Source organism: Pectobacterium wasabiae CFBP 3304 (assembly GCF_001742185.1).
In the GTDB taxonomy this organism is placed as follows: Bacteria; Pseudomonadota; Gammaproteobacteria; order Enterobacterales; family Enterobacteriaceae; genus Pectobacterium; species Pectobacterium wasabiae.
On sequence record NZ_CP015750.1, the window covers coordinates 1,169,106 to 1,191,627 of the forward strand.

The 22,522-nt window shown below is 51.8% G+C and carries 18 protein-coding genes; 11 read left to right on the forward strand and 7 right to left on the reverse strand.

Annotated features, from left to right (window positions below; all coding sequences use genetic code 11):
* The first annotated feature begins 311 nt into the window (after positions 1 to 311).
* From pelB to pelZ, 3 genes are all read left to right on the forward strand, one after another.
* The gene (gene pelB / locus A7983_RS05315; protein ID WP_005969504.1) at positions 312 to 1,436 is read left to right on the forward strand and encodes a pectate lyase PelB; all 1,125 of its coding nucleotides are present in this window, start codon (positions 312 to 314) and stop codon (positions 1,434 to 1,436) included.
* 708 nt (positions 1,437 to 2,144) lie between these two features.
* Positions 2,145 to 3,269 carry a pectate lyase PelC gene (pelC, locus tag A7983_RS05320; RefSeq protein WP_005969502.1) on the forward strand — a complete coding sequence of 375 codons (1,125 nt, stop codon included), beginning with the start codon at positions 2,145 to 2,147 and terminating at the stop codon, positions 3,267 to 3,269.
* 169 nt (positions 3,270 to 3,438) lie between these two features.
* Positions 3,439 to 4,716: a pectate lyase PelZ gene (gene pelZ, locus A7983_RS05325; protein ID WP_005969499.1), complete on the forward strand. Its 1,278-nt coding sequence runs from the start codon at positions 3,439 to 3,441 to the stop codon at positions 4,714 to 4,716.
* 86 nt (positions 4,717 to 4,802) lie between these two features.
* Here pelZ and ppiA read toward each other — a convergent pair whose 3' ends face one another.
* The 7 genes from ppiA to A7983_RS05360 form a co-directional block, all read right to left on the reverse strand.
* On the reverse strand, positions 4,803 to 5,372 hold the full coding sequence (gene ppiA, locus A7983_RS05330) for a peptidylprolyl isomerase A (RefSeq protein WP_005969497.1): 570 nt from the start codon (positions 5,370 to 5,372) through the stop codon (positions 4,803 to 4,805).
* Positions 5,373 to 5,580: 208 nt separating this feature from the next.
* Positions 5,581 to 6,357: an ABC transporter ATP-binding protein gene (locus A7983_RS05335; protein WP_172645144.1), complete on the reverse strand. Its 777-nt coding sequence runs from the start codon at positions 6,355 to 6,357 to the stop codon at positions 5,581 to 5,583.
* Positions 6,358 to 6,401: 44 nt separating this feature from the next.
* Positions 6,402 to 7,289 carry an ABC transporter ATP-binding protein gene (locus A7983_RS05340; protein WP_005969493.1) on the reverse strand — a complete coding sequence of 296 codons (888 nt, stop codon included), beginning with the start codon at positions 7,287 to 7,289 and terminating at the stop codon, positions 6,402 to 6,404.
* The gene (locus A7983_RS05345; RefSeq protein WP_086002459.1) at positions 7,261 to 8,142 is read right to left on the reverse strand and encodes an ABC transporter permease; all 882 of its coding nucleotides are present in this window, start codon (positions 8,140 to 8,142) and stop codon (positions 7,261 to 7,263) included. Before A7983_RS05345 ends, A7983_RS05340 begins: the two co-directional genes overlap by 29 nt.
* A gap of 38 nt (positions 8,143 to 8,180) precedes the next feature.
* On the reverse strand, positions 8,181 to 9,221 hold the full coding sequence (locus A7983_RS05350; RefSeq protein ID WP_005969489.1) for an ABC transporter permease: 1,041 nt from the start codon (positions 9,219 to 9,221) through the stop codon (positions 8,181 to 8,183).
* Between the two features lie 132 nt (positions 9,222 to 9,353).
* A complete protein-coding gene (locus tag A7983_RS05355) occupies positions 9,354 to 10,964 on the reverse strand; it encodes an ABC transporter substrate-binding protein (protein ID WP_005969487.1) in 1,611 nt (536 codons plus the stop codon).
* A gap of 100 nt (positions 10,965 to 11,064) precedes the next feature.
* Positions 11,065 to 12,219, reverse strand: coding sequence for a mandelate racemase family protein (locus A7983_RS05360; RefSeq protein WP_005969485.1), 1,155 nt, complete (start codon positions 12,217 to 12,219; stop codon positions 11,065 to 11,067).
* A 636-nt stretch (positions 12,220 to 12,855) separates the two neighbouring features.
* Between A7983_RS05360 and nirB the strand changes: the two genes are divergently transcribed.
* The 8 genes from nirB to A7983_RS05400 all read left to right on the forward strand — a co-directional run bounded on the left by nirB (position 12,856) and on the right by A7983_RS05400 (position 22,497).
* Positions 12,856 to 15,426 carry a nitrite reductase large subunit NirB gene (gene nirB, locus A7983_RS05365; protein WP_005969483.1) on the forward strand — a complete coding sequence of 857 codons (2,571 nt, stop codon included), beginning with the start codon at positions 12,856 to 12,858 and terminating at the stop codon, positions 15,424 to 15,426.
* Complete coding sequence (nirD, locus tag A7983_RS05370; protein WP_005969481.1) at positions 15,423 to 15,791, forward strand: nitrite reductase small subunit NirD; 369 nt, start codon at positions 15,423 to 15,425, stop codon at positions 15,789 to 15,791. The genes nirB and nirD overlap by 4 nt, the downstream gene beginning before the upstream one ends.
* Positions 15,792 to 15,846: 55 nt before the next feature.
* Entirely contained in the window at positions 15,847 to 17,226 is a 1,380-nt protein-coding gene (gene cysG / locus A7983_RS05375) for a siroheme synthase CysG (RefSeq protein ID WP_005969479.1), read from the forward strand.
* Between the two features lie 537 nt (positions 17,227 to 17,763).
* Entirely contained in the window at positions 17,764 to 18,480 is a 717-nt protein-coding gene (locus tag A7983_RS05380; RefSeq protein WP_005969477.1) for an ABC transporter permease, read from the forward strand.
* Positions 18,480 to 19,214, forward strand: a complete 735-nt coding sequence (locus A7983_RS05385; RefSeq protein WP_005969476.1) for an ABC transporter permease — start codon at positions 18,480 to 18,482, stop codon at positions 19,212 to 19,214. The genes A7983_RS05380 and A7983_RS05385 overlap by 1 nt, the downstream gene beginning before the upstream one ends.
* Entirely contained in the window at positions 19,211 to 19,975 is a 765-nt protein-coding gene (locus A7983_RS05390; RefSeq protein WP_005969475.1) for an ABC transporter ATP-binding protein, read from the forward strand. The genes A7983_RS05385 and A7983_RS05390 overlap by 4 nt, the downstream gene beginning before the upstream one ends.
* Positions 19,976 to 20,076: 101 nt before the next feature.
* Positions 20,077 to 20,946: a transporter substrate-binding domain-containing protein gene (locus tag A7983_RS05395; protein WP_005969474.1), complete on the forward strand. Its 870-nt coding sequence runs from the start codon at positions 20,077 to 20,079 to the stop codon at positions 20,944 to 20,946.
* Positions 20,947 to 21,039: 93 nt separating this feature from the next.
* Complete coding sequence (locus tag A7983_RS05400) at positions 21,040 to 22,497, forward strand: M20 family metallopeptidase (RefSeq protein WP_005969471.1); 1,458 nt, start codon at positions 21,040 to 21,042, stop codon at positions 22,495 to 22,497.
* Positions 22,498 to 22,522: the final 25 nt, after the last annotated feature.

Sequence of the window (22,522 nt, forward strand, 5' to 3'; positions counted from 1 at the left end):
GCGACTTAAAATCAATATAGATAAAGAAACCAGAGTAAATTAGTTACTGATTTAAATAATAACCTACTGATTTATAATTATTTTAAAAGAATATCGTTTTCTATAAAATCCAAATAATCCAATCATCAGCATTACAAAATGTTTCAACAGTAATACATTTAACATTCCACCCTTGAATTGAACTTATTTTTTGACCACACTCCCCTTGGTTTTTCATCAAAATTGATGATTCATTTTTTTTGAAAAATGTGACATTGGGCATATGGAGCGATAAATGCCCATGAAAATTCTATTTCAAGGAGACAGTCAGAATGAAATACCTATTGCCTACGGCAGCCGCTGGATTGTTATTACTCGCTGCACAGCCAGCGATGGCCGCAAATACGGGCGGCTATGCCACCACAGATGGTGGAGATATTTCCGGTGCCGTGAAAAAAACCGCACGTTCCCTGCAAGAAATCGTGGATATTATTGAAGCCGCGAAAGTGGATTCAAAAGGCAAGAAAGTCAAAGGCGGCGCTTATCCGCTCATTATCACCTATAACGGTAATGAAGATTCATTAATCAAAGCGGCTGAAAAGAATATCTGCGGCCAGTGGAGTAAGGACGCCCGCGGCGTACAAATCAAAGAGTTCACCAAAGGCATTACCATTCAGGGTACCAATGGCTCATCCGCCAACTTTGGCGTCTGGATCGTGAATTCCTCTAACGTCGTGGTACGTAATATGCGCTTCGGTTATATGCCGGGCGGTGCGCAAGACGGTGATGCCATTCGTGTTGATAACTCTCCAAACGTCTGGATTGACCACAACGAGATTTTTGCCAAAAACTTTGAGTGTAAGGGCACACCAGACAACGACACGACTTTTGAGTCAGCGGTTGATATCAAGAAAGGCTCAACTAACGTCACGGTATCCTACAACTACATTCATGGCATCAAGAAAGTCGGTCTAAGCGGCGCAAGCAATACGGACACAGGTCGTAACCTGACTTACCATCACAATATCTATCGCGATGTTAATTCACGCCTGCCGCTGCAGCGTGGTGGTCTGGTTCATGCCTACAACAACCTGTATGACGGCATCACTGGCTCTGGCTTTAACGTTCGCCAGAAAGGGATCGCGCTAATCGAAAGTAACTGGTTCGAAAATGCACTGAACCCGGTGACAGCACGTAACGACAGCTCCAACTTTGGTACCTGGGAGTTGCGTAACAACAACATCACCAAACCGGCAGACTTCTCCAAATACAACATTACCTGGGGTCGCCCTTCCACACCTCACGTCAATGCTGATGATTGGAAAAGTACCGGAAAATTCCCTTCCATCTCTTACAAATACACGCCAGTTTCGGCACAGTGTGTGAAGGATAAACTGGCAAACTATGCTGGCGTAGGTAAAAACCTGGCAGTACTGACAGCAGCTAACTGCAAATAAATGCGGTCAGGCTTCCTTTCCCCAATGAATGGCAGGAAGGAATAAGCCTGAATTTTCCACAACAGCGACTTTTCACTCTGAGTCATTGTTCTGTCCGAGCGAGCGCTAAGCGCTCGCTCATTTTTTATGAAAACCTACGCGTGAATATTGAAATACACGCCTAAAAATAAGCAATGAATTAACGATCAAACTAATTATTAAATTAGTTAATTGATAGTTTAACCAATAAATAAACCATTCATTAGTTAAGGATTAGGGTATACAGCCTAAATAATAACTCACCAACACGGGATTAATTAATAACTTGATCGACATCAAGTATTTTCTGATACCATCATCTCAATTAGGCAACCCTATTCGCTGATATTACTCACGGAGATCGTTTCTATCAAATCGCCCCTATCAAAAAATAATAAAACGAAATATAATTTCGTTTTTAATAAAAACCATAAATACCCTAATTTTAGAAAAAATGAAAACAATATTGTCATTTAAAATAGACACTTATTAATCATCAACACATCCCTATGTTATTCAATCGATAGATTTAATATCTAAATATTGAGTTATTTTATTTTTGTGGTAACACTTAGCCAGTGTTTCAATAAACCTAATTTTCATTTTTATTGAAACACCGCAATAATATAATCTGGGTTATGTGGAGCATAAATACCCAAACAAAAATTCTATTCCAAGGAGAGTACCCAAATGAAATATCTACTGCCTTCTGCAGCCGCTGGGCTGTTATTGCTTGCAGCCCAACCGACGATGGCGGCAAATACGGGGGGTTATGCTACCACTGACGGCGGTAACGTTGCCGGTGCCGTAAACAAAACAGCGCGTTCCATGCAAGATATCATTGATATTATCGAAGCGGCGAAACTGGACGCTAAAGGTAAGAAAGTCAAAGGTGGCGCTTACCCGCTCGTCATCACCTATAACGGTAATGAAGATGCGCTGATCAAAGCTGCTGAGAATGATATCTGTGGTCAATGGAGTAAAGACGCTCGCGGTGTGGAAATCAAAGAGTTCACCAAAGGGATCACTATCATCGGTACCAATGGTTCTTCCGCCAACTTCGGGATCTGGCTGACGAAATCATCCGATATCGTCATCCGTAATATGCGTTTTGGTTACATGCCGGGCGGTGCGCAGGACGGTGATGCAATTCGTATCGATAACACGCCAAACGTCTGGATTGACCACAACGAGATCTTTGCCAAGAACTTTGAGTGTAAAGGTACAAAAGACGGTGACACCACATTCGAATCCGCAATTGATATCAAGAAAGCGTCTACCAACGTGACCGTGTCGTACAACTACATTCACGGCATCAAAAAGGTAGGACTGAGCGGCTTCAGCAGCAGCGATACGGGTCGTGATCTGACTTACCATCACAATATTTACGATGACGTTAACGCTCGCCTCCCACTGCAACGTGGCGGCAAGGTTCACGCTTACAACAACCTGTATACCAACATCACCAGCTCTGGCCTGAACGTGCGCCAGAAAGGGATTGCGCTGATCGAACGTAACTGGTTCGAAAATGCCAAAAACCCGGTGACCTCACGTTACGACGGTTCCAACTTCGGTACCTGGGATCTGCGTAATAACAACGTGATGAGCCCAGCCGATTTCGCGAAATACAACATCATCTGGGACAAAGATACCAAGCCCTACGTGAATGCTGAAGACTGGAAAAGCACCGGCACGTTCCCTTCTGTTTCTTACAGCTACTCTCCGGTTTCGGCACAGTGCGTGAAGGACAAGCTGGTGAACTATGCTGGCGTGAACAAAAACCTTGCGGTGCTGACAGCAGCAAATTGCAACTAGCCGCGAAGTGTAAAGTGTAAATAAGCGGACTTCAGGCTCCTACCCTCATTGTCCTGTGCTAACAGGAGTCTGCAAACGAGCTTAACGCCCGTCGATTTATCGTTCGGGCCGCACTTGAGCGAGCCCTAAGGGCTCGCTCATTTTTATCGTTAATATTCAAGGAAATGAAATGAAACGTACTCTTTTGTTCGCCGCACTGTTCAGCACCAGCCTCACATTCAGTGTCGGCATACCGATGGCGAGCGCAGCCACACCGGCAGCACCAGAGTTGAAAGGATTCGGGACGGATACCACGGCAGGCAGTGGCGGACGCATTATTCGCGTCACGACGCTGGCGTCTTCCGGGGTTGGTTCACTCAGGGAAGCACTGGCCGCCAAAGGGCCGCGCATTATCGTTTTCGAGGCTGGCGGTATTATCGACTTAAACAAAAGTGACCTCCGGCTAACGGAACCGTTTGTCACTATCGCGGGTCAGACCGCACCTTCTCCCGGCATCACCATTATTCGCGGCGGGATGGGGATTAGCACCCATGACGTACTCATGCAGCATATTCGTTTTCGTATCGGCGATGCAGGTACGGGTAAGAAAAGTGGCTTTGAACGCGATGTTTCAATCAACGGCGCAAATGCCTACAACGTTGTCATCGACCACTCAAGTTTCGCCTGGGGTACAGACGAAAACCTATCGATATCCGGCCCACGCTATGACGGCCCACAGAGCACCGCACACCGTATCACGCTCTCGAATAATATCGTTGCAGAAGGCTTATACGATTCCGCCCACACCAAAGGCATTCACTCGATGGGGACGCTGGTTCACGATAACGTGACTGACGTGGCGATCGTGGGCAGCCTGTATGCACACAACAACGAGCGCAACGCCTGGTTCAAAGCGGGCTCAACGGGCGTCATGGTCAATAACCTGATCTACAATCCCGGCATCTGGGGCCTTCGCGTTGGTGGGGTAAAAGGAGAGTGGGAAGGGAAAACTATGCCCGCCAGCCCACGAGTCTCCGTTGCGGGTAACGTCATGCACTACGGCGCAAATACCAAAGCAGGTTTAGGGCTGGTAGGAAGCAACAGCTCTGGCGATGTCTGGATGTCAGATAACCTCGCGTATGATGCCAACGGAAAAACTGCGCCGCAAACGTCAGGCAGCGGGATTACTTTACTCAAAGTATCCCCTATTTGGCCTGCGGGCTTAACGGCCTCACCGGCCAGCTCAGTCACCAATCAGGTACTACAAAGCGCAGGCGCACGTCCCAAAGATCGTGATGCTGTCGATAAGCGTATCGTGGACAATGTTAAACAGCGGAAAGGTAGCTTCGTAAACAGCCAGGAAGACGTTGGCGGCTACCCCGTAGCAACGGCAACTTACCGCAAACTTAGCGTGCCAAGTACTGGCGTAGATGCCTGGCTACAGCAGATGGCAAAAGCTCTGGAGTAACGTGCTAGCAGAGACGTTAAGATCGAAAAAGGCCACTCTCGTGGCCTTTTTCATATTCTCAGTGTCTTACTTCCCTATCTCACCCATCAAGGCAGCACTTTCGCTGACTGAATCACGATCGGCGTAGTCGGCACATTCTGGTAAGGCCCAACATTCTTCGTTGGCACTTGTGAAATCTTATCCACGACTTCCATGCCCTTCACCACTTTACCGAACACAGCGTAACCAAAATCACGCTGGCCATGGTCGAGGAAAGCGTTATCCGCGATGTTGATAAAGAACTGGCTAGTCGCGCTGTCTTTGTCAGCAGTTCGCGCCATCGCGATGGTGCCGCGCTGATTACGTAAACCGTTATCGGCTTCATTCTTGATCGGCGCATTTGGCGCTTTCTGGTTCATTTCGCCAGAAAAGCCGCCACCCTGCACCATAAAGCCTGGGATCACACGGTGAAATGTTGTCCCATTATAAAAACCGTTGTTAACGTACTCGACGAAATTTTTTACCGAAACCGGTGCCTTTTGATTATCTAAAGACAGTTCGATATTGCCTGCAGACGTCGTCAACAGCACATGAGTAGTGCTGGAAGCCGCAAAGGCGGGGGAAAATGCCGTCAGTGAAATAAGGGCTGCTGCCGCAACCAGAGTACGTTTGAACATGAGAATTCCTTTTTGAAGAGGCCGACTACAGAAAGCGTAATGATTGTAAGTATCCGCACTCTTCAACGCCACCCATTTACCTTTTTTTACGTATAAAAGTCTGTTCGTAACCAACTGTGAACGAAAACCTGCGTGAAAGATAAAAAAGGGCCGATGACTCGGCCCTCATAACGATGATTATCGCGCAGCGTACCTAGACAATACGCATCTATCCCATGCGCTCCGAACGCACCGCCAGATCGCGGCTGTACTGACGGCTGGCATCCACCAGCATCGAGGTGTAAGCATCCTTCGGCACATCGCTGGTCAGATCGTCGGTCTCCAGCGTTTCCAGTATCTTACCGTATTGCATCACCGCCACTTTATGACACAAGTGGGAAATCACGCCCAAATCGTGCGTCACCATCAGGTAAGTCAGCTTTTCCTGCTGGTGCAACTCCGTCAGCAGATTGAGGATCTCCGCCTGCACCGACACGTCCAGCGCCGAGGTTGGCTCATCCAGCAGCAGCACTCTCGGCTCCAGAATCAGCGCCCGGGCAATCGCCACGCGCTGGCGCTGCCCGCCCGATAGCTGATGCGGATAGCGGCGACGGAAGTTCGTTCCCAGCCCGACCTTCTCCAGCAAGGTATCGATGCGATCGTCACGGTCATCAAAGCGGTGGATCGACAGTGGCTCTTCCAGAATCGCTTCCACCGTATGGCGGGGGTGCAACGACCCATACGGATCCTGGAACACCATCTGCACCCGACGACAGCGTGCCCGATCGATCCGGTGCGCCAGTTTCTGCCCGTCAATGTGCAGCGTGCCTTCCCAATGATTAAACAATCCGGCCAGACACTTCAGCACCGTCGTTTTTCCTGAACCCGATTCCCCCACCAGACCAAAGATATCGCCATCATTGACCGTGAGGTTCACGTCGTACAACACCTGATTCGCCGTGCTGCCCTGCCCGAAAGAGAGATTCAGGTTACTCACTTCGATCATCGGCTTGCGCTGACTCATTGCTTCAGTTGCCATGATTATCCCCTTTATCCATTGATCCAGGCTGGATCGCGATTCATCACCGGCAAACGCGGGCGTCGATGGTCGATATCCGGCAGCGAATTCAGCAACCCACGCGTGTACGGATGTTGTGCGTTGTCCAGATCGGCGGCAGCTATCGACTCCACGACGCGCCCGGCATACATCACCAGCACCCGATCGCAGAAACTGCGTACCAGATTGATATCGTGGCTGATGAAAATCAGCCCTAGACCGCGTTCGCTGACCAGATCGTCCAGCATCGCCAGTACCTGCAAGCGCACAGACACATCCAGTGCGGAGGTCGGTTCATCGGCAATCACAATTTCGGGTTCGGTAATCAGCATCATCGCAATCATGATGCGCTGCCCCTGCCCGCCCGAAATCTCGTGGGGATAGAGATGGTAGACACGCTCTGGCTGACGAATACGCACCACGTCCAGCATAGCCATGACCTTTCCCTTCGCCTCGCGGTGCGACACCTTATGGTGCGCCAGATAGGCTTCAGCAATCTGATCGCCAACGCAAACCACCGGGTTCAGCGAATATTTAGGGTCCTGCATAATCATGGATATGCGCTTGCCGCGAATCTGACGCATCCGCGCCTCATCCGCTTTCAGCAGATCGGTATCACCGAAGCGCAGTTTGTCCGCTGTAATCCGCGCGCTGTGCGGATGCAGTTGCAATAGCGCACGGCCAACCGTCGATTTACCGGAGCCGGATTCGCCGACGATCGCCAGCTTTTCACAGCCAAGCGTGAAGGAGACACCGCGCACGGCATCGGTCACGGCACCACGGTTCACGAAGCCTACCCGCAGATTTTCCACTTCCATCAGGGGCGAGCTTTCCGGCGCACGTTGAGAAGACTTATTCAGTTCTGGGATCGAGGATGTCACGTAGGCCGTCTCCAAGGAAGTTGAACGCCAGGCTGTTAATCAAAATCGCCAGCCCCGGAATAGTTACTAACCACCAGCACTCCATCATGTAACGACGACCCGCAGAGATCATCGCGCCCCATTCAGGATCGGGCGGCTGTGCCCCCAACCCCAGAAAACCCAGACCAGCCGCTGTCAGAATGATGCCCGCCATATTCATGGTGATACGAATAATCACCGACGGCAGACACAGCGGTACAATGTGGTGTAGCAGGATGCGGACAGACGATGCCCCTTGCAGCTTCACGGCAGAAACAAAATCCGCATGGCGCAGCGACAGCGTCTCCGCCCTTGCCAGACGCGCAATCGGCGGCCAGGCCGTCAGCGTAATCGCGATCACCACATGATCCAGACCGGGACCGAGTGCCGCCACGAACGCCAGTGCTAATACCAGGCTGGGGAAAGAGATGAAAATATCGGTGATACGCATCAGGATGGTATCGACGATACCGCCGTAATACCCAGAAATCACGCCCAGTGCCAGCCCTATTGGCCCAACGGTGACCGACACCAGCGCAACGATATACAGCGTGATGCGCGAACCGTAGACCAGACGACTAAACACATCGCGCCCAAACTCATCAGTGCCAAAGTAATGTGCCGCACTCGGTGCCTGTAGCGCATTGGCCAAATCCTGTACCAGCGGATCGTGCGTGGCGATCCACGGCGCGAAGATGGCAACCAGCACCAACATCAGCACAATCGCAGAACCAATCGCGGTCAGTGGATTGCGCATCATCGTCAAGAGAAACCCGCCGATTCGCGCCCCGCGTAGCCGCAGACGACTCACGCGTTTTTCCGGCGATGTCCGCATTACCGACTCACGGCTGACCGGCGGCTCAGTGGAAATATTCATGCGTTCGTCCTCGGATCAAAGATTTGATACAACATGTCCGACAGCAGGTTAAGCGTCACGAAGATCAACCCCACCAGCAGCACACACCCCATCACCGCGTTCATATCCCCCAGCAGCAGGCTGCCCGTCAGATAGGAACCAAAACCTGGCCACGAGAAGACTGTTTCGATCAGTACCGCACCTTCCAGCAGTGAGCCATACGCCAGCGCCACCACCGTCAAAAGCTGAACCAGAATATTGCGAAACGCGTGCGCCCAGACAACACGGAACTCAGACAGCCCTTTTACTCGCGCAGTAATGATGTATTCCTGCGAAAGCTGCGCCAGCATGAAGCTGCGCGTCATACGGCTAATATAGGCCAACGAATGGAAACCGAGGATCGTCGCTGGCAGCACCAGATGGTTCAGCGCGCTGCGGAACACATCCCACTCGCCTGCCAGTAATGAATCCAGTAGCAGCAGGCCGGTACGGTTCTCCACCAGACCGTCGTAGGCCATATCAACCCGCCCAGCACCGCCGACCCAATTCAGCCAGGCATAGAACACCAGCAGCCCCATCATCCCGACCCAGAAGATCGGCGTCGAATAACCGGCCAGACTGATAAAACGCACCACATAATCCGCCCACTTACCACGTCGCGCCGCAGCCAGCACGCCTAGCGGTACACCCAAACCCGCACCCACGATAATGGCCATGGTGGCAAGCTCGATGGTGGCAGGGAAAACCCGGATAATGTCATCCATAACCGGTCGCCCAGTCAGGAGCGCATTGCCCAAGTCCCCATGCATCAGTGAATTGAAGTAAATAAAGAACTGGATATACAGCGGCTTATCCAACCCCAGTTGTTGGTAAACCTGTTGATAGGTACTTTGGTCAGCATCCTGCCCGACAATAGCCAGGACTGGATCGATTGGCATCACGCGGCCGATCACGAAGGTCAGGATTAATAACCCGAACAGCGTGACGACGACCTGAAACAGACGTTTTGCCAAACGACGCAGTACTCCACCCGGCTTGATCCAATCAGAGAAAACCATGTTCTTTCTCCTGATATCCCGGTTAGCGGCGACAGCAAATCACCACCCACGCGGTCATCTCTTTTTAGCGTATCTGATCGGGATGATTAGCCAGGAACGTGTCGGCTAATCATCCGATTTAACGTGTGGACACTAGCGCTGCTTATAGACCTCGCGCAGATGCGTCGTGGAAGACGGATGCGGCACATAGCCTTTCACGTCCTTACGCAACACCACAGAATCGATCATCTGCGACACCGGAATAATGGCCGGGAACAGCTCTTCATAGCGATTCTGTACGTTGATATACATCTGCTTTTGTTTCTGAGGATCTTTCTCCAACAGCGCCTGATCGATCATGTCGTTCAAGGGCTTGTCGTAGAAAGAGGTGCGCCAGCCTTGGAAGTTGGTCAGTTTGGCTTCGTCGCTGTTATCGGGGTTATAGACAACAGAACGCAGACTGGAGTGAGGATGCGGATCGACACCGCCACCACCGCGGCCGACCAGCATATCGAAGTTACGATCGCGCATCGCGCCGTAAACCTGATTACCGGTGCCGGAGATGATTTTGGCTTTGATGCCCGCCTGTGCCAACGTGGACTGTACCGACGTCGCCAGATTCAGGAACGGCTGATCGGAAAGAACACGTAGCGTGGTTTCAAATCCATTTGGATAACCTGCTTCGGCCAGCAGTGCCTTAGCGCGTGGCACGTCCAGCTTGTAGCCAGGGTCCGGCAGCGTCGCATCCATCCCTTTTTGGATGGGGCGCTGATGATAGAAGCCGTAGCCGGGCATCACCGTCTTGTTGACGCCATCGTAATCAATCAGATAACGAACCGCTTCGCGCACCTTCGGTTTAGCGAAGTATTCATTTTTCAGGCTCATTGCAACGTAGTACAACGTGCCTTTTTTCACCTCATCAACTACAACGTCCTTGTCTTGTTTCAACGCATTGATATCCGGCACCGACATCCCAGAGGCCACGTCAATGTCGCCTTTTTCAATCATCAGACGCAGCGCCTGTGATTCGGTCATGTGGCGGAAAATCACGCGCCGCATTTTCGCGTCGCCCTGCCAGTTATTCTCAACCTTGCTGATGCGCAGCACGTCTTTCGCCTGCCACACATCCAGCTTGAACGGGCCAGAACCGGCTTCATTGGTAGTCAGCCAACCGTTACCCCAGTCACCGTTTTTCTCATGTTGCATAACCGTTTTGCTGTCCAGCACCGAGCCGCTACCCAACGTCGCCAGCGAATAGATCACCAGTTTGGGGTCGTTCGGTTTAGGCAGTTCGATTTCAACGGTGTGAGCGTCTTTGGCGCGGATCATTTTCTCCACGTTTTCCGCAGTGAAACCGTAGGACTTCCACGTCGTGGCCTGAGCCATGTTGAGGCTAAGCAGACGTTTCATCGACCAGGCAAAATCTTGCGCCGTCACGGGGTTACCGGAATGGAATTTGGCGTTGTCTACCAGATTGAAGGTAATGACATTGCCCGCCTCATTGACGCTCCAGCTTTTCGCCAGAGAAGGCAGGATGTTACTCAGGTTGGCCGGATCAAGCACCACCAGCGAGTCATAGAGGTTGACGATAATACCCACCACTTCGTTACCGGTCATGGCGGCCGGGTCGAGTGAGAGCATGTTGTTCATGTTCATCCCCACGATCAGCTGATCGTCAGGGGTTTTTGCCGATAGAATGGCCGGTGTAGCGGCCATGCAGAGTGAACCTAACAGCAGGGTACGGAGTATTGCTCGTGCTTTCATCATTATTCTCCAAGGTGTGGGAGCATGGAAGACGACAACTTTTTATTTTTTAGGTAAGACTATCTTTCAGATCGAACAAAAAACTATTCATACAGAAAAACTATTCTTTGCTTAGGGTATGCTCCTCAATCCAATCAAAATTAATATCTTCTCCCAGCCCCGGACGTTGCGGCAGATGCACAAAGCCCTCGTCATCCATCGGGTCGACAATCGAATTCAGGTAAGCAGCAGGCTCATCGTAGTCGAGGAAAGGATGCAGCAATCCGCGTTCATACCAGCGGCAGTTTTTAATTGCCCCCACGACGTTGAGGTTTGGCGCGCCGTTACCGTGAATTTCGCAGTCCATACCGAAAGATTCCGCCAGACTGGCAACCTTCATACACGGCCAGAGACCACCGACGCCTTGCACGCCCGCGCGTAAAATGTCGCATGCGCCTTCTTTAACCCAGTCAGCACGGCTGAAATATTTACCCGACAGGCTTTCCGGCCCGATGACATCGATATCCAGGCTCTTGGTCAGCCAACTGTAGGACGCCATGCTCTGTTCTTCCATCGGCTCTTCAAACCAGGTGAAATCGAGCTTTTGCAGTTCACGGCCGATATATAGCGCATCGCTGCGGCTATACCAGTGGTAGCCATCCAGCATCAGGCAGACATCCGGACCGACCGCTTCACGCACCGCTGCACAGGCTTTCACATCAATCTTAGGGCTAGGAGCAAACGAGACAGGCGGCATCCAGGTATGTAATTTGATGGCTTTGTAGCCACGCTGCACCAGCTTTTCTGCAAACTGACCAAATTCCTCTGGCGTGGATAAACCGCCTTCCAGCTCATCACCACACATGGTACTACCGTAAGCAGGGACTTTTTCACGGTAGCCGCCAAGCAGCTTATGCACCGGCATGTTCAGCACGCGGCCTTGCAAATCCCACAGTGCGGATTCCACAATCGACAACGCGCGATCGGTCAGTTGGTTGGCGCTGCCGCGTTGCCAATGCACCAGATCCTGCCAGAGACGCTCGCGGTCGAACGGATTCTGCCCAATCAGCACTTTACGGAAAAAAGCATTAACGATATGGGGACGAATCACTTCCGGCGGAGCGAAAGCGTAACCTTTTTGGCCGTCATCTGCCGTGATGGTTAATAGCGCCATCTTGGCCTGATTTTCAGGTCCCGGGTGTGAATGACCCGCACTGTCGGAAACCCGGCGTGTGGGATAAGTAAAGACGGTGACATCAATTGATTCTATTTTCACGTTGTTACCTGCCTTGATGTTTAACACAACTCATGTACAAGATTTGCGAATGTAAGCCGTATAAATAATTAAAGAATAACTCCACTAACTGTGTTGGCCTTGTCGATAAAAAAACACCGCTATTTTCTGGTTCGACCTTATAAGTCGATCCGTGTCACATAAAAGAAATAGCGTGCTAATTAAAAAAAAATGCTGTTTTATTTTCAATTATTAAGGTTGTTACACCGTTAGTCATTAGGCAATTTCTTTCATATGAAGAAATTATGTCGCGGATAACTGTGCATTTGCACATAAAACTGTGAGCACTATCACCTGAAAATTTCATACCCTTATTAAACAAGCGGATAATCCCTTAGTTTTATTTTTACGCCTTCAGAAACGTGAATGATTGATAAGGGGGACGATTACCCTGATAGCGGATTGGCCGCTAATCAGTCGGCTTGTGACCAAAAGCGTGCTATAGATCTCATTTTTTCCACCCCCTAAAACTTCAATAAAAACCAACACTTAATAAAAAGTAAGTAAAATCATTAACATACCCACAAAGAAGTATATAAAAGACAACTTGATATACATCAATAAGCGGCCTTTGTAGCGCGATAAGGTAACCTCAGAAGAAGCAATTTTGAGGCAAAAATGAACAAAGTCAGACTCGCTGTTATCGGTAACGGGATGGTTGGCCACCGTTTTATCGAAGAGTTGCTGGATAAGGCCCCAACGTCCACCTACGAAATTACCGTTTTTTGTGAAGAACCCCGCGTCGCCTACGATCGTGTCCACCTCTCTTCCTACTTCGCTCACCACACGGTAGAAGAGCTTTCTTTGGTACGCGAAGGCTATTACGAAAAAAATGGCGTTAAAGTCCTGCTCGGTGAACGCGCCATCACCATCAACCGCAGTGAAAAAGCCATTCACTCCAATTCCGGCCGTACTGTGTATTACGACAAGCTCATCATGGCAACCGGCTCCTATCCGTGGATCCCTGCAATCAAAGGATCAAACGGGCAAGACTGTTTTGTCTACCGCACCATTGAAGACCTGAATGCCATCGAAAACTGCGCCCGCCGTAGCAAACGCGGTGCGGTAATCGGTGGGGGTCTATTAGGTTTGGAAGCGGCTGGCGCGCTGAAACACCTTGGTGTGGAAACACACGTCATTGAGTTCGCCCCTGTGCTCATGGCCGAGCAGTTGGATGCACAGGGTGGCACCCTGCTGCAACGCAAGATCGAAAACATGGGTGTGCGTGTGCATACCGGCAAGAATACGCAGGCCATTCAACACTCTGGCCTGGAAAGCCGCAAAACGATGGTGTTTGCCGACGGCAGCACGCTGGAAGTCGACTTTATCGTGTTCTCTACCGGCATCCGTGCGCAGGACAAACTGGCACGCCAGTGTGCGCTGGAAATTGGCCCACGCGGCGGTATCGCCATTAACGACTGGTGTCAAACTTCCGACCCTGACGTCTACGCCATCGGCGAATGTGCCGCCTGGCAGGGCAGACCGTTTGGTCTGGTTGCGCCCGGCTACAAAATGGCACAGGTTACCGTCGACCACCTGTTAGGGCATGAGAACCGCTTCCAAGGCGCCGATATGAGTGCCAAGCTCAAACTGATGGGTGTCGATGTCGGTGGGATTGGCGATGCACACGGCCATACACCGGGCGCACGCAGCTACATGTGGCTGGATGAAAACAAAGAAACCTACAAGCGTCTGATTGTCAGCGCTGACAATAAAACACTGCTGGGTGCCGTACTGGTCGGCGACACGCGGGATTACGGTAACCTGCTGCAATTCATGCTGAACAAGATCCCGCTGCCAGATTCCCCGGAAGCGCTGATTCTTCCTGCAACGGCTGGCAGCGCAAAACCGACGCTGGGTGTCGATGCACTGCCGGAAAGCGCGCAAATCTGCTCCTGCTTCGACGTGACCAAAGGCGACATCATCAAAGCGATTAACGGCGGCTGTCATACCGTCGCGGCGCTTAAGGAAACCACCAAAGCCGGTACGGGCTGCGGCGGCTGTATTCCACTGCTTACGCAGGTGTTGAACTCGGAACTCAGCAAGCAAGGGATTGAAGTCAATAATCACCTGTGCGAACACTTTGCCTATTCGCGCCAGGAGCTATACCACCTGATCCAAATCGAAAAAATCAAAACGTTCGATCAACTGCTGGAGAAACATGGTTCAGGGTACGGCTGTGAGGTCTGTAAGCCGACTGTGGCCTCTCTGCTGGCTTCCTGCTGGAACGAATACGTGCTCAAACCACAGCACACGCCGCTGCAGGATTCCAACGATAACTTCCTCGGTAATATCCAGAAAGACGGCACCTATTCCGTCATTCCACGTTCTGCTGGCGGAGAGATCACACCGGATGGTCTGATCGCTATTGGCCGCATCGCGAAGCAATATAACCTGTACACCAAGATGACCGGTTCTCAGCGCATGGCGCTATTTGGCGTACAAAAAGACGACCTGCCTGACGTGTGGGCTCAGCTCATCGAAGCTGGGTTTGAAACAGGCCACGCCTACGCCAAAGCGCTGCGTATGGCAAAAACCTGTGTCGGCAGCACCTGGTGCCGTTTTGGCGTCGGCGACAGCGTAGGGTTTGGCGTCGAGCTGGAAAACCGTTACAAAGGCATCCGCACCCCGCACAAAATGAAATTTGGCGTCTCCGGCTGCACGCGAGAATGTGCAGAAGCACAAGGTAAAGATGTGGGGATCATCGCCACCGAAAAAGGCTGGAACCTCTATGTATGTGGCAACGGCGGGATGAAACCGCGCCACGCTGACCTGCTGGAAGCCGATCTGGACCGCGAGACCTTAGTCCGCTATCTGGATCGCTTCATGATGTTCTACATCCGCACGGCCGATAAGCTCCAGCGTACTTCAGTCTGGCTGGATAATCTCGAAGGCGGTATCGACTACCTGCGCAATGTGATTGTGAAAGACAAACTGGGAATTAACGATCAGCTTGAAGCTGATATCACACACCTGCGGGCAGGCTACGTCTGTGAATGGCAGGCCACACTGGAATCTCCGGAAGCACAGAAACGCTTTGCCCACTTTATTAACAGCCCAGAACGTGACCCGAACGTACAAATGGTGGGTGAACGTCAACAACACCGTCCGGCGCGCCCTGCTGAGCGTATTCCGGTGAAACAAATTAATCAGGAAAAAAATAGCGAGCTGGAAGGGGAAAACGCATGAGCCAGTGGACTACCGTATGTAAGTTAGACGACATCCTACCCGGCACCGGTGTTTGTGCTCTGGTTGAGCAGCAGCAGATCGCCGTGTTCCGGCCACGTAACGATGAGCAGGTTTACGCCATCAGCAATATCGATCCATTCGCCCAAGCAAGTGTGTTAAGTCGCGGGATAGTGGGTGAACATCAGGACGAACTTTGGGTAGCAAGCCCATTGAAAAAACAGCATTTCCGCCTTAATGACGGTTTCTGTCTGGAAGATGATGCCTATTCTGTTGCCGCTTATGATACTCAGGTAACCAACGGTAATGTGCAAATATCCATCGCAAACAGTGACGTAGCGGTTGATAATAGCCAACCATTACCGTAGGCCGGTGCCCTGGACCACAGGGCACACCACAATCTGAGTCTTCAAGAGGCGTTACATGGATTACCTGCCAATATTCTGTCAGCTACACAATAAACCTTGTCTGTTGGTAGGAGGCGGTGAAATAGCCGAGCGCAAAGCCCGGCTATTGTTGGATGCTGGCGCAGTGATTACCGTCAATGCGCTCGATTTTAACGAGCAATTTCAGGCATGGGAGCAGGATGCTCAAGTAACGCTGGTACGTGGCACCTTCGACCCTACGTTACTGGACGAGGTGTGGCTGGTGATTGCCGCCACAGACGATCAGGACGTCAACAATCACGTCTATGCCAGCGCCAGCGAACGCCGGATTTTTTGCAATGTGGTCGATTCACCAGAACGTGCCAGCTTCATTATGCCGTCAATCATCGACCGTTCACCGCTGATGGTTGCCGTATCTTCTGGCGGCGCTGCGCCGGTATTAGCTCGGCTACTACGGGAAAAACTGGAAAGTATTCTGCCGCAAAACCTCGGTAAACTGGCAGCATTCGCAGGCGAATTGCGCAGTCGGGTAAAAAACCGCTTCTGCAAGATGAGTGCGCGCCGTCGTTTCTGGGAAAAACTCTTTGTACACGATAGGCTAGCACAGGCGCTGGACAGCGAAGACAGCGAACGCGTTCAACAACTGACGGAACTGCTGTTCTCCGCCCCACTGGATGACCGGGGTGAAGTCACCTTGGTCGGTGCAGGACCGGGTGACGCCGGGTTACTGACGTTGAAAGGCTTACAGCATCTACAGAAGGCTGATATCGTGGTTTACGATCGGCTGGTATCGAAAGAGATCCTTAATCTGTCACGCCGTGATGCCGAGCGCATCTTCGTCGGCAAAACGTCTGGCTATCACTGCGTTCCTCAAGATCAAATCAATCAGTTGCTGGAAGAAAAGGCACGCGCTGGCCATCGGGTCGTCAGGCTGAAAGGCGGCGACCCGTTTATTTTCGGCCGTGGTGCTGAAGAATTGGAGTACCTGCAACAAGCGGGCGTGCCGTTCTCTGTCGTTCCCGGCATTACCGCTGCGTCAGGCTGCTCAGCCTATAGCGGTATCCCACTCACCCACCGCGATCACTCGCAGGGCGTCAGGCTGATTACCGGGCACGTCAAGCACGACACCGATCTGGACTGGTCCAGCCTCGCTGCGGAAAAACAAACGCTGGTGTTTTACATGGGGCTTCAGCAGGCTGAGCACATTCAAAGTAAGCTCATTGAGCAACAACTACCGGAAACGGTGCCTGTCGCCATTATCGAAAACGGCACCTCGACCAAACAGCGCGTTCTGAGTGGACAGCTTTCACAGTTGAGTGAATTAGCCCAACAGGCCAGCAGCCCGAGTTTGATCATCATCGGTAACGTTGTCGGGCTACGGGAAAAATTAAGCTGGTTCTCTGACCAGACAGCATAATCCTCTCCTCACCCCCCTATTCACCCGCTATCCGTCCTGCTGGATAGCGGTTATTGCACCATCATAATGCAACGCCCCACCAAACAGCATAACAATGCACTATTTTGAACATGCTCCCTTACAAAATGTCACTTTAATGCTTTACCACAGGCCACATCTGTCTTATTTTGACTAAAACAAAACTCATTAATAAGCAGACTATGTGAATAAATAATCAATTATCATTCATGTGAAACGTGGCCCGAGTATTGCTTAGCTTTCTAATAGATTCGCGGCACGACTTCTGAATCGTTCTCACCGAACGGATTTCATCGTCAAACCATCGTGTTTCATCGAATTCGTACTCCATAGAATGAGTACATCATCGAGTCAGTACCATTACGCATTGCTGCTCTCGTTCCTGAACAGAGTGTGTAGCCCTCTCATCACAAACACAGTTCTGTGTAACGGAGCCATTTTTTACTACTAACAAAACTTGCTAAGAACACTATTTGCTAAGAATAAAATTTGCCAAAAACAGGCAGTTTGGAGTCACTTGTGGAAAACATTAGTTTCTGGCAGCTCATCAGTTTTGGTGAACACGGCTGGGGAAAATTATTACTGATTGGGGCAGGAATGACGCTCGCGCTGGCGATCTGCGGCTTCCTGCTGGGGGCTGCGATCGGCACGATCGGTGCCTGGTCCAAAATTTGCGGCAATCGCCCCGTGCGCTATCTGGCAGATGGTTACACGACGCTCATCCGTGGCGTTCCCGACCTACTCATCATCTACCTGCTTTATTTCGGCGGCAGCTCTGCGTTAACCCTGCTCGCCAAACTGTTTGGCAGCAATGAGTTCTTTGGCTTTCCGGGCTTCCTCGCTGGGGTATTAGCCGTCGGTATTTCCTCCGGTGCACAGCAGACGGAAGTCTACCGCGGTGCCTTCTACGCCGTTTCCAAAGGGGAAATTGAGGCAGCCAAAGCCTGCGGTATGCCAACGCTATTGCGCCTGCGCCGCATCATCATACCGCTCCTGCTACGCCACGCGATCCCCCCACTCGGCAACGTGTGGCAGTTGGTGCTGAAAACCTCTGCGCTGGTTTCCGTTACCGGCGTCGCAGAGCTGATGACGCAGTCGCAAACCGGCGCCGGTTCTACCGGTAAACCGTTTGATTTCTTCATGGCAGCCGCACTGCTGTACCTGCTTATCTCAATCTGTTCCGGCTGGATTATGCGCCATGCTGAATCTCATTATTCCCGGGGTGTGAAACGCTGATGGATTTTCCTTTTCTGTACGAGACGTTTCTGGAGATTATCCCCGGCATCCCGCTGACCCTACAGCTGGCAGTCAGCTCTGTTTTTCTGGGCTTCTTTCTGGCGCTGGGCTTAGCACTGATGCAGTTGTCATCCTTTGCCGTGCTGCGCTCTATTGCACGAACCTACGTGTTGTTTTTCCGCGGCACACCGCTGCTGGTGCAGCTGTTCCTGATTTACTACGGGCTTGGGCAATTCCCCTGGGTTCGGGAAAGCATATTTTGGCCGTTCCTGCGGGAACCCCACTGGTGCGCCCTGCTGTCGCTCAGCCTGTGTACCGGTGCCTATGCCAGTGAAATTATCCGTGGCGGATTGCAGTCCGTTCCCGTAGGCCAGATCGAATCTGCACGCGCCTGCGGCATGCCGTCATTCATGATTTTCAAGCGTATCGTTTTCCCACTGGCAATCCGTCAGGCGCTCCCTGCTTACGGCAATGAGCTGATTTCGATGGTCAAATCGACCTCATTAGCTTCTATCATCACGCTGATGGAAATCACCGGTATCGCCGCACGCCTCATTGCAGAAACCTACCGAGCGCTCGAAGTCTTCCTAGTCGCCGGTGCTATTTATCTGTTTATTAACCTTATTCTGACACGTCTACTGATGTGGACGGAGTTTAGGCTTACCCCTCATCTCCGTGCGCCGGGTGCGCAACCGGCAGCGAAAAAAATTAAGAAATTGGGAGATCTGCAATGACGACACCCGCCATTAGCCTGCGTAACATTCATAAAAGCTTCGGTTCTCTGGACGTCCTGAAAGGGATTTCGATTGAGGCCAACCAAGGGGAAGTCATCTCAATTTTGGGATCGTCCGGTTCAGGCAAATCGACGCTGCTACGCTGTAGCAACCTGCTTGAGCTTCCCGATCAGGGCGAGATTATCGTCGGCGGAGAAGCGATTGAAATGAAGCCGAACCGTAAAGGGCAGAACCGCCCATCGAATCTCAAACAGATCGACCGAATTCGTAGCCAGTTGGGCATGGTATTCCAAAACTTTAACCTCTGGTCACACAAGACCGTGCTGGAAAACATCATCGAAGCACCCGTGTACGTCTTAAAGCGTCCACAGGCGGAATGCGTGGAACACGCCGAGCAGTTGCTGGAGAAGGTCGGACTGGCGGATAAGCGTCACTATTATCCCGCTCACCTGTCCGGTGGTCAGCAACAGCGCGCAGCGATTGCCCGTGCGCTCGCGATGGAACCTAAAGTGATGCTGTTTGATGAGCCAACCTCTGCACTCGACCCAGAGCTGGTTGGTGAAGTGCTGCGCGTCATGCGCACGCTAGCGGACGAAGGAATGACCATGCTGGTCGTGACTCACGAAATGGATTTTGCCCGCGAAGTCTCTAACCGCATCGTCTTCCTCCATCAGGGGGAAATTGAAGAACAGGGAACGCCGGAGCACGTTTTCACCGCCAGCCAGTCGGCTCGCTTCCGGCAATTTATTGCCAGTTGGTAAACACAGCCCCGCAGATTTCGTGCGCAGACGTCTACCTCTGCCACGAAATTCAGAGGGAATAAACAAAATATAACGATATAGAGTTCCAGGAGAAAACCATCATGATCAAATCAAAACTCACTCTGCTCGCCTGCTCGCTGTGTATGGCAGGTACGCTGGCCGCCTCATTCACCGCCTCAGCGGAAGAGAAAAAATGGACCACCGTCCGCATCGCGACCGAAGGCGCTTACCATCCGTATAACTTCACCAAGCCAGACGGCACGCTGGATGGCATGGAGATCGAACTGTATAAAGTGCTGTGCACCAACATGCAGGTAAAATGCGAGATCATGGTTCAACCGTTCGCCAGCGCTATTCCTGCGCTGAACGCGGGTAAATATGACGCGATCATTGCAGGGATGTCCGCCACGGCAAAACGCCGTGAGGTGATCGATTTCAGCCAGCCGTACACGCAGTCAGGGCAGACCTTCGCCGTACTGAAATCCAGTTCGCTCGCCAAAGATTTCCCAGACGCGGGCGTGCGTTTCTCTATTGAACCCGCCGATGAAGCGAAAGCACTGGCAGAAGTTGAGAAACTGAAACCGCTGCTGGAAGGCAAAACCATTGGCGTGCAGTCTGCTTCTATCGCTAGCGCCTTTTTAGATAAATATATGAAAGGTTTTATGAAAGTGCGCGAATATAAAACCACGCAGGAACACGATCTGGATCTGAAAGCTGGTCGTGTGGATCTGGTCATCGCTTCCGCACCTTATTTAAAAAGCACGACGGACAAACCGGGCAATGACAGCATCGTGATGCCGGGGCCACAGTTCATCGGCGGCATTCTGGGCAGCGGCTCCTCCGTTGGCCTGCGTAAAAGCGATCCTGAGCTGAAAGCCATGTTCGACAAAGCGATCGATCAGGCCAAGCAAGACGGCACCATCAGGAAGCTGAGTGAAAAATGGTTCGGTATGGACACCACACCGCTCTGAGTGTGACCCTCTAGTTGAATCGCGTGTCATCGCCAAGGTGCTGTGACACGCTCCTCGCAAATGCATCAGAGCAATCAAACGAGCACACCACGCATGAATGCAACACACAATGAAGGAACGCTGCCTGCCGTCAATCACCAGAGCGTAGGAGAGATCTGCGACCTGATTGCAGCTAAACGGCAGCAATTCTGTACGTTGAGCGACGGTATCTGGGATACGCCAGAGCTGAACTACGAAGAACATCGTTCGGCAGCACAGCACGAAGCCGTCCTGAAAGCAGAAGGTTTTCGCCTGACGAAAGGCATTGCCAACATGCCGACTGCGCTACTGGGGGAATTCGGTGAAGGTCTGCCGATTATCGCCATTCTAGGTGAATATGATGCGCTGCCGGGTCTGAGCCAGCAGGCAAATGTCGCCGAGCCGAAGCCGCTCGAAAATGGTGGCAATGGCCACGGCTGCGGACATAACCTGCTCGGTACCGCAGCACTACAGGCTGCGACAGCGGTGAAAGATTACCTGCAAAAACACGCGCTGACCGGAACGGTACGTTTTTACGGCTGCCCTGCGGAAGAAGGCGGATCGTCCAAAGGTTTTATGGTCAAGGAAGGCGTGTTTGATGACGTCGATATTGCCATCTGCTGGCATCCAGCGACCTTCACTGGCGTCAACAGCCCGGTATCGTTAGCCTGTAACGAACTGAATTTTTACTTCAAAGGCCGTGCCGCTCATGCTGCCAGCAGTCCACACTTGGGGCGCAGCGCGCTGGATGCCGTTGAATTAATGAATGTTGGCGTGAACTACATGCGCGAACATATGCCGTCCTCCGCGCGCGTTCACTACGCAATTACCGACAGCGGCGGCCAGGCACCAAACGTCGTACAGGCTAACGCGACCGTGCGTTACCTCGTAAGAGCACGTCAGTTGCCGGAACTGCATCAGTTGGTCAAACGCGTGAAAAAAATTGCCGAAGGCGCGGCGCTAATGACTGAAACCGAAGTCCGCAGCGAGGTGATTAGCGGTGATGCCAATCTGCTGGCAAACCCGCCGCTGGAAGCGCGTATGCACGAACATCTGCTGGCGCTCGGTCCGATAGCGTTCGATGATGAAGACCGTAGAGTAGCAGCAATGTTCCAGACGGCGCTGAGCGCCGAAGACATTGCTGAATCCTACGCACGTTTCGGCGTCAAACCTCAACCGGATTTAACGCTGCACGACGGAATTTATCCGCTATATAGCCCGAATGAAGCCTTCATCGGCTCCACCGATGTGGGAACGGTTAGCTGGGTGGTGCCGACCGTGCAGATCCGCAGCGCCACTTATGCGATCGGTACACCAGCGCATTCGTGGCAGTTGGTTGCACAGGGGAAAACTGGCGCAGCGCACAAAGGTATGGAATATGCGGCAAAAGCGATGGCCTCACTGGCTATCGATCTGCTGGTCACACCTGAACTGATTGCTCAGGCAAAAGCCGACCATCAGGAAAGGTTACAGCACACACCGTTTGAGAACCCGATTCCAGACGACGTGTTTGCGCCTATCCCGCAGGGATAAGAAGCCGATTCGAAGGGATAAACCA

What these genes read in the sequence shown, in the direction of transcription:
- cysG (WP_005969479.1), top strand. Translation starts at nt 15,847, where the DNA reads ATGGATTACCTGCCAATATTCTGTCAGCTACACAATAAACCTTGTCTG.
- A7983_RS05390 (WP_005969475.1), top strand. Translation starts at nt 19,211, where the DNA reads ATGACGACACCCGCCATTAGCCTGCGTAACATTCATAAAAGCTTCGGT.
- A7983_RS05385 (WP_005969476.1), top strand. Translation starts at nt 18,480, where the DNA reads ATGGATTTTCCTTTTCTGTACGAGACGTTTCTGGAGATTATCCCCGGC.
- A7983_RS05395 (WP_005969474.1), top strand. Translation starts at nt 20,077, where the DNA reads ATGATCAAATCAAAACTCACTCTGCTCGCCTGCTCGCTGTGTATGGCA.
- nirD (WP_005969481.1), top strand. Translation starts at nt 15,423, where the DNA reads ATGAGCCAGTGGACTACCGTATGTAAGTTAGACGACATCCTACCCGGC.
- ppiA (WP_005969497.1), bottom strand. Translation starts at nt 5,372, where the DNA reads ATGTTCAAACGTACTCTGGTTGCGGCAGCAGCCCTTATTTCACTGACG.
- pelB (WP_005969504.1), top strand. Translation starts at nt 312, where the DNA reads ATGAAATACCTATTGCCTACGGCAGCCGCTGGATTGTTATTACTCGCT.
- A7983_RS05345 (WP_086002459.1), bottom strand. Translation starts at nt 8,142, where the DNA reads ATGCGGACATCGCCGGAAAAACGCGTGAGTCGTCTGCGGCTACGCGGG.
- pelC (WP_005969502.1), top strand. Translation starts at nt 2,145, where the DNA reads ATGAAATATCTACTGCCTTCTGCAGCCGCTGGGCTGTTATTGCTTGCA.
- nirB (WP_005969483.1), top strand. Translation starts at nt 12,856, where the DNA reads ATGAACAAAGTCAGACTCGCTGTTATCGGTAACGGGATGGTTGGCCAC.
- A7983_RS05335 (WP_172645144.1), bottom strand. Translation starts at nt 6,357, where the DNA reads ATGATCGAAGTGAGTAACCTGAATCTCTCTTTCGGGCAGGGCAGCACG.
- A7983_RS05355 (WP_005969487.1), bottom strand. Translation starts at nt 10,964, where the DNA reads ATGAAAGCACGAGCAATACTCCGTACCCTGCTGTTAGGTTCACTCTGC.
- A7983_RS05350 (WP_005969489.1), bottom strand. Translation starts at nt 9,221, where the DNA reads ATGGTTTTCTCTGATTGGATCAAGCCGGGTGGAGTACTGCGTCGTTTG.
- A7983_RS05400 (WP_005969471.1), top strand. Translation starts at nt 21,040, where the DNA reads ATGAATGCAACACACAATGAAGGAACGCTGCCTGCCGTCAATCACCAG.
- pelZ (WP_005969499.1), top strand. Translation starts at nt 3,439, where the DNA reads ATGAAACGTACTCTTTTGTTCGCCGCACTGTTCAGCACCAGCCTCACA.